Raw genomic sequence first — 13,647 nt, 5'->3', positions numbered from 1 at the left:
AATTGGTATAAAAAAATATCAACACACCTATTAATGTAGGTAAAATTAAAAAAACGGAATTAATATATTCCGTTTTTTTTAATCATCTGTATTCTATCAGAATCGTCAAGTTCTGGTTACAATTATTATTTTCTGGACTTTATTTTTCTTTGTAATTTTTGGGTTAAGTCAAGTAGTTTATTGATCTGTTCTTTTTGAGCGTCAATCTGCGCTTGTTGTTTTATAACATGCAAGTAAAGTTCTTCAACCTTCTCTAATGTCTGGGTTGAAAGTTCTGATAAATTAAACGAGTAAAGTCCATTTTCCGTTTTTGCTAAATCATTAATAGAAGTTACCCCAGGTAAATGATTGTTTTCTTTAATAAATTTTTCTGTATCATAAATATTTAAAAATTTATATTTAGAATTCAATAAAGATTTTCCATTATAATACTTATCAAATACATAATCGGGATAGGTAGTTGTTGCTGTCGTAATACTTCCGCTTACTTTTAATTTTTCACCTGGCGCAAAAGTAGTAGTAGAATATCCAACACCTACATTTTTAACAAAAAAGGTATCCCCATTTGGTTCAATACTTACTTGTGCACTTCCATTAGCTCCCGCCACTGGGGTAGTCACAAAATTAATACCTGTAGGTGAATTTGTAAAACCTGTTCCAATAGAAAGTCCGGTACTGTTTCCTGTAGCTGAAATTTGTGATTCTGAGTTGGTATCACAATAAATAAACAATGAATAATTTCCACCATTGGAAAATCCCATTGAAGATCTTGTTCCCGTTCCTGAATCCTGTACGATACCCAGCCCTACACTATTATTAATAGTTGTAGTTTGTTGATTCACAAATTTTAAATCCTTTCCATTTTGTGTAACTGTTCTCTTACTGGTAAGAGTTCCGTCTGCATTATAAAGATTGCTAAAATTATTAATCAGTTTTTGCCATATCGTTCCATCAAAATAATAGTATCCAACATCATTAATATTCACTCTTGGTCCTGTGTTGTCACCCGCTGAAATATCTGTAATATATATCAATGCTCCTTTCTGATTGGCTCCATAAAGAGCATCTCCTTTTGCAGAAAGCTGAGCGCGGGTAAGTCTCGGTGCCTGAAGCCCATCAATATCAGTAACCCCCAGTTTTCCATTGACATCCAGTGTGGAATTAGGTGTTGTAGTATCAATCCCTACACCTGCTGTTTGTGCAAAAATACCCGCAGAAGTTACCAACAGGACTGCTGTTAATAAGGTTGTTAAATTTTTTCTCATTATTTTAATTTTAGTATTAAACTTTTTGAAGTGAAAAACATGGGATAATTCAGCAAATATGATTCTCATATCCACTTGTGCACAGATGGCACAAGACTGATAAATATTCCTTAACTTAAAAATGGAATAGGAAAATGATGTTTTTTGTTTAAGGATAAACAAAAAGCACAATTAAAATCTTCATAGAAGCGGTACAGTCTGAGATAAATATATTCTTCTACGGATGATTTTTCATTACTACGTTGTTTGAGAGTCTAAATATATTTTATTATTCTTTATTTGCATTTTATCATTATCAAATTAATAGTTCTCTAATTTTCAAGAATTGAACTTATTCATTTTGATGGTACAAATTTAAAATACAAGATGTGAAAAATTCAGCTTTACCGTGTAAAAACAAATTGCCGTGCGTGTAGTATTGCATCCCACTTATGTAGTTTAAAAATTACAAATCTCTGTAAATCGTGAAAATATAAATAAACCGGCTTTTACTGCTGCACAGCCTGACAACACATTATAAATAATCCTCCTATCATACTGACAGGAGGATTATTACGGAAGTTGACAAAAAATAAAAACTCTTCTATGAAATTATGATGACTGAAGCAGTTTTACAGCTTCTTCATTATTTTGCATCACAGCATGCTGCAAAGCTGTATTGCCTCTGCTATCCTTAGCATTTTTATCTGCTCCATTGTCTAAAAGCAGTTTTATAATTTCTGTTCTTGCGAAAACCGCAGCATAAATAAGAGCCGTTGCACCATTATAATTTTTGATGTTTATGTTCGCCTTATGAGAAATCAACAGTACAATCATTTCTTTATATCCTTTAAAGGTAGCGCCCATCAGTGCAGTATTACCGCTGTTATCCTGCAGATCAGGCAGAGCTCCATTTTCAAGAAGCCACTTTGCCGTTTTTTCCTGATTATGATATGCCGCAAGTATCAAAGGAGTATAGCCTTCCTCATTTTTAGAATTAATTTCTTTTTTGAATTGAGCAATAGCTCCTACATTATCTGTTTTTGCATAAGCAAAAATATCCTGTGCACTCACTCTGCTCGTCATCAGAAGCAGCATGATGGTAGAAAAAAGATACTTCATTATTTCTATTTTGAAGATAATAAAGATTCCAACTGCTGACGATCCATTTTAACATATTGTGCCAGTCGTTTTCCGTATTCTGCATCTGCCTGATAGAAATAAGAGATCATTTTAGCCACTACTTTTTTATTTTCTACACTGTTCAGAGCACTACCCAGGTTTTTAATCAGGTTATCCTGGTCTTTTTTTGAGAAAGAACGATAAAGTTCTCCAGCTTGTTTAAAGTTGTTTTCCTTGTCTATTTTAGCCTGTACTGTTGTTGCACCAGCAGGGAAAACAGTTTGGGAGTATTTGAATTTTTTATTGTCGATAACTTCAGACTTAGCGATTGAAGGCTGATAGTTTACTTCTCCATTCTGAGCTCTCATAGACATATAACCGTTTTGGTTATATGTTGTCACATTATTTTTTGAAGCATTAATTGGTAACTGCTGAAAATTTCCGCCAATTCTGTGTCTTTGGGTATCAAAATAGGAGAACAGTCTTCCTTGGAGCAATTTATCTTCTGACGGCTCAATTCCAGGAACAAGAGTTCCGGGAGAAAAAGCAGCCTGTTCTACCTGCTGAAAATAATTTGTCGGATTTTGATTAAGGATCATCGTTCCTACTTTCACTGATTTTGCGATAGATTCCGGCCAAACTTTGGTCACATCAACCGGATTAAAATCAAGCTTTTCAAAATCATCCTTTTTCAACATCTGCACATATAAATCCCATTTTGGAAAGTCTTTATTCTGGATAGAATTATATAAATCTCTTGTTGCATGTTCTATTTGTGTAGACTGGATTCTATCAGCCTCTTCCTGAGTAAGATTTCTTTCTCCCTGTTTTGGAACCCACTTATATTTCACATAAGTTATTTCTCCTTTTGCATTAACCCATTTGAAAGCGTGTACTCCGTTTCCCTGCATCTCTCTGTAATTGGCAGGAATTCCATTGTCAGAGAACAACCATGTCAGCATATGGGTAGCCTCCGGGATATTAGCCATAAAATCAAAAACTCTGTTATTATCCGAAGCATTATTGGTAACCGGAGAAGGTTTAAATGCATGAACCATATCTGGAAACTTAATGGCATCTCTGATAAAGAACACCGGTAAATTGTTACCTACCAAATCATAATTCCCTTGATCTGTATAAAATTTAACAGCAAATCCTCTTGGATCTCTGAAGGTTTCCGGAGATCCCTGCTGATGTACAACAGTAGAAAACCTTACCAATACAGGCGTTTTCTTACCGGCCTTTGATAAAAAATCAGCCATTGTAACATCAGAAAAATCGGCATCTGCAACAAATTCACCGATGGCTCCGGCTCCTCTTGCATGCACTACCCTTTCAGGAATTCGCTCTCTGTCAAAAGCAGCCAATTTCTCAATTAAATGAATATCCTCCAACAATACAGGTCCATTATTACCAACTGTTTTAGAATTCTGGTTATCCCCAACAGGGCTTCCTGTATTGGTTGTCAACTGTTGAGAGTAAAGTGTTGATGTGATCAGAATACCCACTAGTAAAACATTTTTTTTCATAATTTTTCTTTATAGTGGGGCAAATATAGAAAGATGATTTACTGAATTGATCTTAATAAATTCAATCACTTAAATTTAATTAATCTATCGTTAACACAATAATCAATAGACAACATCTACTATATTTTATAAAATAAATATTGCAGAAATATACATCAACTTTCTGTCTGCCAATTAAAATTGTGGCTTATGTAGTTTTATAACTACAGATTTAAAAACCTCTTATAAAGAACATTTATGTACTTTTGCGAATAATATTTTATTGACCTTATATTGGTAAAAATAATGGAAATACGATATTAATTTTTGAAAAAAAATTAACTTATTATTTACTAAAATCCATTATAGCAGCAACTTTAAGGCTCAGCCAATATAGAGAGAGAGAATCAGTTACAGATTACACACCGCTACCATACACATAGCAACCTTGATAACAAACATATACATACGTAAAACAAAGACATAAAATTATGAAGCAAAAGACAATTTCAATAATTATCCTTAGTATTTTGGCAGCATGTACCTCCCCAAAAAAGGAAAATATAAAGACAGATCCCAACACAACATCAAACTCTAATTCCAAAAGGGCGGAACTTATAGGAAAATGGGTACAGCCTATTCCAGGGCAGGAAAATGAAAAGCAAGGTATTGAGCTTCGTGACAATGGTATTGCTGTATCAATAAATATGCACACGTTGTTATATGAACAATGGAAAGTTTCCCATGATACGCTATTTCTATGGAGCCGCACTGTAGGAGTAGCACAACCCTCTGCCAGTAGCGATATTGATACATTACTTATTCAAAAGCTTGATCATAAATCGTTAACAGTAGTCTCTTTAATTGGGGATCAAAAAAATAACCTTGCCCAAACTTACAACAAAGAAAAATAAGTTCTGACCCCTGATCATCAACAGTAAAGTTTCTTCTTTAGTATAATTCTACTATTGAAGAAGCTTATAAGAAAGAAAATAGATTTTCAAGTCCATTTTTCCTACTGATAATTGGTCCGTTCATATTATTTTATTTCAATTGTTTATAATTAGAAATTACAAATTGTTTCATGATCCTGATATTTCCGATGGTATATTAAGAACTCTATCCGTTCTTTAGAATATAAAAATCAGCTTTTTATACTCGTCTGACCTCTACTTATTTTTCTTTTATCATAAAGAGAAAAAATACTGTTTATCATATCATTATTAACAAAATTCCTTTCAGTACAAATACTTTCTTATTCATTACACAATACAAAGGTTGGCAAGCATTTGATTTACACATCGTGCTCATTCTGACAGCCCTGATAATTAACACAACTATTATTATAAATGTAAAAGCATGTAGTTTTAAAACGATGCTCAACACTTCTGCCGGCTGTTAAAATTTGATAATCTTTAGAATACTAATTCCATGAATACTTTATAATTACAAGTATTAAAAATGTTTTATAAGCAACTTATATTCCTATTTCTTATCAATATACAACTGTACAACAGCCAGCAGCCCGCTTCTATATGGTATGATACAGATAAAGGACTTCCTCAGAACAGTGTAAAAGACGTTACCAAGGATCAATACGGATTTATCTGGATCAGTACAGAAAACGGATTGGTGAGGTATGACGGAAATAATTTTGTCACTTATAATCATCTCAACTTTAAGAATAACAGGTTTACCTCTTTTTTTGGAAATTCAAAGAAAGATACGATTTACAATACAACAGCTTTTGATGAAAATACAGCATTAATATCTAAAAGAAATGTAAGTGTTCTTACTCGTAAATCAGGCTGCCTGCAAAGGGTATTACGTGAAAGCAAATCGAACTTTATTTTTACAAAGAATGCTTTATCAGATCAGTTTGAAAATAAAGATTTCTTTATTTATTTTGATAAGAAAAACTATTATCACTTATTGCATGACGGAACCGTACAGTACAAGGATCATATAATTACAACACTGAAGGACCTGCCTAAAAACTATATTTCAGATACATTTTGTTTTGACCAGACTATTTTTATCATTTCAAGATCATTACAAAAAATAATTAAAATCTCTCCTACCCGAATAACTTATCTGGATGCTCCTGATATTTTCTTCAAAAATGGTATAGAAGTGTACTGGAGTCAGATCAATAGCCAATCTTTTATTATCCTGAATCATACACTGTATAAAATAGGCTATGAACGTAATAATTTTAGTTTAAAAAAACTAGCAGATTATGACCTTAATAAAAACTCCCTATCTGCCATCTATCATGATGAAGTAAACAATAAACTCTACCTTGGAACATTATCTGATGGGTTAAATGTAATAAAATTCAACAATTTTCATGTTGCCAACAAATCAGATAAATCCTATGAAAATATTTTTTATTCAATACTTCCTTTTGAAGATGATAAGGTAATCACTTCCTTAGGTGATGTATACAATGAAAACGGATTGGTAAAGCAGTATCATTTTAATACCACAAGCAGCTTTTTTTCCTTGTATGATCATCAACAGAATATTCTTGTTCAGGGAGAATCTGGTTTACTACGCTTTCTTAAGAGGTCTGATTATTCTAAAAAAGAAAACCTCAGTTTCCAAAATGAACCTTCTTATGTATGGAAAGTAAGAAATTACTTCATGGTAACATTTCACAAACCTACTCTGAAATCTCTCCTTACCTTTTACAGAGACTCAGATTTTAAAACCCCATTCTTACAATTTTCCTTCCCTAATATTGTAACCACTGTATATCAATATCGGCATGATAAATGGCTGGTAGGAACAAGAGACGCACTATTTTTAATAGAAGCTCCTACTTTTGTTCCTAAAAAGATATCTGTAGGCTCTTTACATGTAAGAGAAATCACAAAAACAAAAGATGGCAATTTATGGATCATGACCCAGGGAAATGGATTTTTCCTTTATAAGAATAAAGAGCTTATTAAAATGCCCGAAGATAAAAACGACTATCTTCTATTTTCACATACCATTCTGGAGGACCCAAGAGGATTTCTCTGGATCAGCACTAATAACGGACTGTTTCAGGTACTGAAAAACAATCTTCTGCAATATGCCAAAGACAGAAAAACTTTGCCCAACTATTACCGATACAGCAAGGAAGACGGCTTTAATACAAATGAATTTAACGGAGGATGCTCGCCAAGTGCTTCGGTTCTTCAGAATGGAAATTTTGTATTCCCTTCCATTAAAGGTCTGGTATTTTTCGACCCCCAGAAAATAAGAAGTTATTATCCTAAAAACTTTTTTCTGGAACGGGTTGTTTTTTATGATTCAAAAAGCAGTATAGAGGGGCAAAATATTAACCTGGAAAATAATTTCTATAAAGCAACAATTTGGGTAGATGTACCGTATTATGCCAACAGGGCCAATCTGGTAATCGAAGCAAAACTGAAGGGATCTAAGAATGAAAAATGGGAAAGAGTAAATAGTGATGGCAAATACAGTATTTCAAATCTTGCCCCAGGCCACTATCAGCTTATTGTGAGGGTGTTAACTTCTCCGAAGGGAAAATATATTTATAAATCAATTAATATCAATGTAAAACACCTGTTTTATCAGATACTCATCTTTAAGTTTTTTGCTATTCTGTTTATATCTGTCTTTGCATTAAAGCTGATAAAGCTTAGAATAAAAAGACAAATATTAAAAAAGAAGGAACTTGAAGACATCATTGAAACAAGGACCCGGAAATTATCAAAAACAGTCTCAAAATTAGAATATACCAAAGAACAGCTTCGAAAAGAAAGCGTGCAACAGAAAAAACTCCTGGAAACAATCAGTCATGATATTATTACGCCCATCAAATTCTTGTCTATAACTGCCAAAAAGCTGTATGAAACTGATGAGCATGACCGTTATATTCAAAAGAAACATTTTGAAAGTTTCTACAAATCTTCAGTAGAGTTTTACAATTTCGTGAAAACCTTAAAGGAGTATGCAGAAATTTATAATATTTCTGAAAAGAATGAAACTTATAATGTTTATGAAGTCGTAGAAGCCAAAAAAGCACTTTTTGAAGTGGCTGCCAAAGAACAAAATACTCTTATTGTCAGCAATATTAAAGATCCCACTTATTCAAAGATCAATCAGAATGTAGTAGCCGTTATCATCCATAACCTCATAGACAATGCGATTAAAAATACCACCAATGGAATGATCGAGCTTTCTACCATTGAGGATGAGAGTATCTTTTTTCTGGAAGTTAGGGATACCGGTAAAGGAATGAGTAAAGAACAGATGACCTATTATGAAAAGCTTCAGGATAATATCGAAAATGAAAAGCTCGTGCTGCAAAAATACAGCTTAGGATTGCACCTCATCCTTCAGCTGCTCATGATGATCAATGGTAAAATTGAATTTAAAAATAACATCCCCAATGGAACCATTGTATCCATTAAAATAAAAAAACAAAAATATGACTAGAAAAATTATTATTGCTGATGATCATTTTGTGGTAAGACTAGGAACAACCCTGATTTTGGAATCCCACTACAAAGACGTAAAAATCTCATGTGCAGAATCTTATACAGAACTCACGGATAAATTATATGCCGAAGAATTCGATCTGCTCATCCTGGACATCAATATGCCGGAAAGCAAATATCTAAGCATGATTGGCGAATTAAAAAAAATACAACCCACTCTTAAAATTCTGGTTTTCTCTGTATATGACAATGATATCGCAGTACAGTATATCATTGAAGGTGCCGATGGATATATCAATAAATTATCAGATGAAAACAATATTCTGGAAGCAGTTCAGCAAATCTTTGAAACCGGAACCTACTACTCTCCTGAGATTGTGAAAAAACTGGTTTCTTCTGCTAAAAAAGATGCCCCAATAAATCCATTGGAAACTTTATCCGAAAGAGAAAAGGAAATATTTGATCTGCTGGTTAAGGGGTATGGGAATATTGAAATATCAAATGAATTAAGCCTCCATCTTTCCACAGTAAGCACTTACAAGGCAAGAATTTACAAAAAACTGAATATTAAAAACACTGTTGATCTTGTCAGGTTAGGAGATCGAAATCAGGTACATAAAAAATAAATTAAAAATTATTGTGTAGTTAACAATTTGCAGGGGTTTTGCTGTTTTGAGATATGTTGTCCTGGTGGCATTTTAAAGTTTAAGAAGAGTTTTTTTGGCTATGAACCCTTCTTAATCACAATAAAAATTGTCAGTCCTATCGTTTAATTACTACAGCTGTGATGATTTTTCAAGTTACCTTATTGTATAGCTTTGCTTTATGAAAAAGAATAATGTAAAAAGATTGGTTTTATTTTTCTTCATCCCCATTGGGATGATAGTAGCAGGGATGTGGTTATTCAAATCCAATCATAAAAGTGTTTCAGCTCATGATCAGGCATCAGCGACAGGCTCTTCCGATAGTAAAGGCAGTCACTTCAAGAAACTATATCTTAATAAGTGAGAAATAAGGTAGTGAAGGATACAACAAACCAAATATAAATCAAGTAGCTTTTTTAGCGATATTGAGTATTATTTGTATTTAAGTGTACAATGAAAGATGGGCAATATGCTTATCTTTCTTTTTTCATTCCATTATGATTTTATAAATTACTGATATATTTCCCACTATAAAGTATCTATCCATTTATAAAGATCTGTATCAGAAGATATTCTGAATGATTTCCTAAGTCTGCTTTTTCTCGTCTGAACTGTCCGCACCGAAATACAATTGTATTCCGCTATATCTTTTGTAGTGAAACCCAGCTTAAGGAGAGCACATAGTTTGAACTCATCTGCTGTAATATCCGGGTTTATCTCAGTAAGGCTATCATATAAGTTGGGAAATGAAGATTTCATTTTGGGTATAAAAGCGATATCATCATTCATGGCAAATTTCACCAGGTTTTCCAAATCTATATCATCTTTTCTGTTGAGCTTTTCACGCATACCCGCCATTATTTTTTCACCATGAAGGACCTTCTGGTATAATTTCAAAATCATAAAGTGCTTTGACAGGATAAAATAGCCAAGAATTCCAAACCATACAAACACATTGATAAAAGTAAAGAATCTCTGATTTTTTGAAAACTCTAAATTTTCCGTTCCTGCAACCCTGAATATCCTAAAATCATAATAATGGCTTATCAGAAAAAGAATAAATGCAGTAGCAAAAACCACGATGATATACTTCGAGTTTTCCCTTGTATTAAAAACAAATAATGAAGTATTAAGAAGCAAAAAATAATATAAAGACAAACCATTTTCGAAGCCTGATGTGGATGAAAAATAAAAAACCAATATCATAGAAAGCTCAATAACAGTAAAGCATATCAAAATATTCTGGCGTGCTTTCGTAAAAAAGAAAAGAAGAAGAAAAATTCCACCGAGCACAAATAATCCTCCAAAAAAAGCTTTGAAGCCAAATAACAAATCTCTTAATCCACTCAGAAGCAAAACAACTCCGATAGAAAATGCAAACAAATTTAATCTCTGAGCATCAATACGCTTAAGCATGTCCGTATCAGGATCAATATGCAGGTCTTTTATATAATTCAATATTTTACGCAACATTACTAATAAATAATTACTCAAAAGATAATAATTATCCATATAAAAATTAATATTTTTTAATTACTCTTAAAAACAACAAAAAACAAACGATAAGTTTTTAGGTATACAGAAAAGGAGCTCCTTTTCAGACCTCCTATTATTATCTTTTATATCTCTCATAGCTAAAAAGCTAACATATTTTGGGTTGATCTATTGTTATAACACATTTCTAGATTAGAAAATTTTTTCTCCATTTAGTTACTGTGTTACGACTTAATTTAAAGTGAGAGGCAAGCTGGATATTGTTGAGTTTATTTTTTTCTGATAATCAAGTATTTTAAGTATATCCTTTTTTCTAAATGACCGATGTCTCTGGCTGGCAGCAAAAGCTTCCCTATCCGGAGTTCCAAAAATTTTTTCATTCAGTTCCATAATATCCACAACTGATAAGCTTTCTTTCTGTAATAACCGTTGACAGGAATCTTTTTTTTCCGGAAATTCTTTTACAATGATATCATTATAGATTCTTTTATAATCAGGTATTAATTTTCCCATAAGATGTTTATTATTTATTTTCTTCGCCTTTATACTTCCATATCCATTTATACAGTGTTGTTTTCGGAATTTTATAATGTTCTATTACTTCTGTTTTTGACATTTCTCCCGACTCTATTTGTCTCAGAATAAAATCAATGATTTCTTTCGTATAAATATTTTTACGAAACTGGGGTAAACCTGTTTTTTTGTTCTGTTTATATTCTGTGTTTTTACCTGCTATTGCAGGAGCATATAATATCAGATGTTGTGAATACAGTCTGAAAAAATCATATTCTAATAATTTACTCCATTTCAACAGATTTTCTGTTTCTATGCTTGTAGCCTTGTACATTCTTCTTATTTCCTGCTCTGTACATTTCATAAAGCTACAGATACGGGATAGTTCTATATCACACTCTGCAACTTCTTTTTCAATTAATGGTCCTATTGGAATCTCTTTAAAATTCATTAGTCTGTATTGTTAGAATCGTTGAATTGAGGGTATTTTATAAACCGGCAGACAGAATCATCTGCCGGATATAATGATTTAAGGAGCATTCATCTGTTCTATTTTATACTCTCATATCAAATCAATAAGCAGACATTCTTTGTGCTGTCATAAAAACACGTCGGATATTATTGCTGGGATCAGTATCATTTAAATTATCTACAGAAACAAAAACGATTATTCTATACCAGATTCCATCAACAATTACATCTACCGTTTCTATCTCCTGAGAATCATCACTGGAACTGGTAGCTGCTACAGGAGTAGAACTACTATTCATATTATCTCCCCAGTTAAGATAAATTCCGTTATCCGTTTCCATATAACCTCCAGGCGCTAATAAAACGTTCGAACGGCGGAAGCGGTCTACACTTGATAATGCAGAATACCATACTTTAATATTAGAACTGGAGGCATTTACCAAACGAGGATTGTAGGTAACAGCTCCTGAACCCTGATTGGAACTTGCATTAAAATTAAGGTCTAATTTTAATTTTCCACCTAAAATAGCATCATAAGTTCCGCCAACCTGTGTGCTCAGCAATCCTACATACGTCGCTGGTAATGTATAATTAAAGAACTGATATTCTCCAGGTGCAAGCACTTTCCCAACGCCTACTGTTGCACTACAGCTCTGCCCTCCTATCGAAATAGGAAATGTTGTTGTAGTGGGACTGGATACTGTTGGTGTTCCGGAAACAGTATAGTTTAAAGTACCTGATCCTTGCGCAAAATTACCCTGTGGAAGTGTTGCAGTAAGACCGTTTACAGGTCCTATCGTTTGTGAACCATATACTCCTGCATTGCCTCCTGAATAAGGAATCGACATGGTACCTTGGTAAGGAGTTCCGGCAGTATAGGTAAGTGGGCTTAGTGTTGCGTCAGTACATCTCAAACTGCTTATTGTTCCCGTCTGTAACGAACGGCCGTCCAAAGGTCTCCATTGGGTTCCGTCCCAATAAACATATCCCTTAAAAGTAAAGGTAGCCTGAGTTCCCAGATTATAGACTAATAAACCAAGTGCAGGATTGGGAATTGTAGACGCATCATTATACGCTGTTAAAGCTACTCTTGGACCTAAAAATCCCTTTTGGCTCCCTGATGCAAGCTGGCTTACATTAAGCTCTAAAATAGCAGAAGCGTCGGGAATTGCACCAATGCCTGCAGATCCTGATGTCGTGACAATAAAATCATCAGCTAACTGTGCTGCCGTTGGAACTCCTGTTACTGCATTGTTTTTTCCACCATCGATATTAAATACTCCTTGTGGATTTTGTGTATTAATGCCTACTTGAGCGAAGGATAATGTACCAATTGCCAAGGCAAAAATTGTGTAAAATTTACTTTTCATTTTGTTCAATAATTTGGAAAAAAGGAAAAGAGTCTTATAATTACTCTTTTCCTGAGTTACTATATTTTAAATTTGTGTTTATATTATTTTAGTATAAAATATATTTGAAAGAAGGAGGAGACCGAATTTGCATTCCTATTAGAGAAGCCATTTCCAATTCCTTTAATTTGAGAGATTGTTCTGGATAAATTTTATTTTTGAATGGGACAAGCATCTTATCTTTAGTTCGTAATATGCCCTGATTTTCTTTGAAAGAACCACTGTCTTTGATATTGAGATCATAACCTTTCCCAAAGTATAACTGAGCATACATATTAGAAAAACAACATAGCAAAAGAAACATACCTGATGCCTTTGCCATAGTGTAACGGATGTTCTTAAAATACATTTTCACCTCATTGGAATTATGTGGTAAAATTGATCTTATTTTAAGTTGAAATAAAGAAATTATATACGCTACAGATACCTCATCAGTATGCTGTAGCATACGACATAGATACCATCAACATCAACAAAACAAATATAAAAAACTGGTTTTCAAACCATTAAAACAGCAAAGTTCATTTTTAATTCTGAATATTTAATACACTCTTAAAGATGATATAAACAACAGAAGTTCTCTTGTCAATTCCTACAATGATCTGACAATACATTACAAAACGTCTAATTCTATATTGAAAATAACCCGTAAAAAAATCCTCAGATCTCTCTGAGGAAAAAAAACTAATAACCATGAAAACTCAAATAAAAATGAGTCTGTTGTATGGTGCAATTTATAATGATATGCTAACAATAACAAAGCAATTCTGTAGATATAAATTACAGTC

General features: G+C 33.1%; 11 protein-coding genes. 3 read left to right on the top strand and 8 right to left on the bottom strand.

Annotated elements, in window-relative coordinates; all coding sequences use genetic code 11:
* Positions 1–125 precede the first annotated feature (125 nt).
* The 3 genes from KBP46_RS00970 to KBP46_RS00960 form a co-directional block, all read right to left on the bottom strand.
* Entirely contained in the window at positions 126–1,265 is a 1,140-nt protein-coding gene (locus tag KBP46_RS00970) for a hypothetical protein (RefSeq protein ID WP_148045418.1), read from the bottom strand.
* Between the two features lie 591 nt (positions 1,266–1,856).
* Positions 1,857–2,366, bottom strand: coding sequence for an ankyrin repeat domain-containing protein (locus KBP46_RS00965; protein ID WP_216444407.1), 510 nt, complete (start codon positions 2,364–2,366; stop codon positions 1,857–1,859).
* Between the two features lie 5 nt (positions 2,367–2,371).
* The gene (locus KBP46_RS00960; RefSeq protein ID WP_062675222.1) at positions 2,372–3,895 is read right to left on the bottom strand and encodes a catalase; all 1,524 of its coding nucleotides are present in this window, start codon (positions 3,893–3,895) and stop codon (positions 2,372–2,374) included.
* A 470-nt stretch (positions 3,896–4,365) separates the two neighbouring features.
* Here KBP46_RS00960 and KBP46_RS00955 point away from each other — a divergent pair, with 470 nt between their 5' ends.
* The 3 genes from KBP46_RS00955 to KBP46_RS00945 all read left to right on the top strand — a co-directional run bounded on the left by KBP46_RS00955 (position 4,366) and on the right by KBP46_RS00945 (position 8,954).
* Positions 4,366–4,788 carry a lipocalin family protein gene (locus KBP46_RS00955; RefSeq protein ID WP_216444406.1) on the top strand — a complete coding sequence of 141 codons (423 nt, stop codon included), beginning with the start codon at positions 4,366–4,368 and terminating at the stop codon, positions 4,786–4,788.
* A gap of 547 nt (positions 4,789–5,335) precedes the next feature.
* On the top strand, positions 5,336–8,326 hold the full coding sequence (locus KBP46_RS00950) for a two-component regulator propeller domain-containing protein (protein ID WP_216444405.1): 2,991 nt from the start codon (positions 5,336–5,338) through the stop codon (positions 8,324–8,326).
* Positions 8,319–8,954 carry a response regulator transcription factor gene (locus KBP46_RS00945; RefSeq protein ID WP_216444404.1) on the top strand — a complete coding sequence of 212 codons (636 nt, stop codon included), beginning with the start codon at positions 8,319–8,321 and terminating at the stop codon, positions 8,952–8,954. Before KBP46_RS00950 ends, KBP46_RS00945 begins: the two co-directional genes overlap by 8 nt.
* A gap of 546 nt (positions 8,955–9,500) precedes the next feature.
* Here the strand turns inward: KBP46_RS00945 and KBP46_RS00940 are convergent.
* The 5 genes from KBP46_RS00940 to KBP46_RS00920 all read right to left on the bottom strand — a co-directional run bounded on the left by KBP46_RS00940 (position 9,501) and on the right by KBP46_RS00920 (position 13,181).
* Entirely contained in the window at positions 9,501–10,484 is a 984-nt protein-coding gene (locus KBP46_RS00940) for a diguanylate cyclase (RefSeq protein ID WP_253297144.1), read from the bottom strand.
* A gap of 213 nt (positions 10,485–10,697) precedes the next feature.
* A complete protein-coding gene (locus KBP46_RS00935) occupies positions 10,698–10,979 on the bottom strand; it encodes a helix-turn-helix domain-containing protein (protein WP_367397890.1) in 282 nt (93 codons plus the stop codon).
* A gap of 10 nt (positions 10,980–10,989) precedes the next feature.
* Entirely contained in the window at positions 10,990–11,430 is a 441-nt protein-coding gene (locus KBP46_RS00930) for a transposase (protein ID WP_123277698.1), read from the bottom strand.
* 121 nt (positions 11,431–11,551) lie between these two features.
* The gene (locus KBP46_RS00925; RefSeq protein WP_123277699.1) at positions 11,552–12,820 is read right to left on the bottom strand and encodes a hypothetical protein; all 1,269 of its coding nucleotides are present in this window, start codon (positions 12,818–12,820) and stop codon (positions 11,552–11,554) included.
* A gap of 88 nt (positions 12,821–12,908) precedes the next feature.
* Positions 12,909–13,181 carry a hypothetical protein gene (locus tag KBP46_RS00920; RefSeq protein WP_131797530.1) on the bottom strand — a complete coding sequence of 91 codons (273 nt, stop codon included), beginning with the start codon at positions 13,179–13,181 and terminating at the stop codon, positions 12,909–12,911.
* Positions 13,182–13,647: the final 466 nt, after the last annotated feature.

The sequence above is a fragment of the Chryseobacterium sp. PCH239 genome (assembly GCF_018924625.1).
In the GTDB taxonomy this organism is placed as follows: domain Bacteria; phylum Bacteroidota; class Bacteroidia; order Flavobacteriales; family Weeksellaceae; genus Chryseobacterium; species Chryseobacterium cucumeris.
This window is presented reverse-complemented; position numbering and strand designations above follow the sequence as displayed.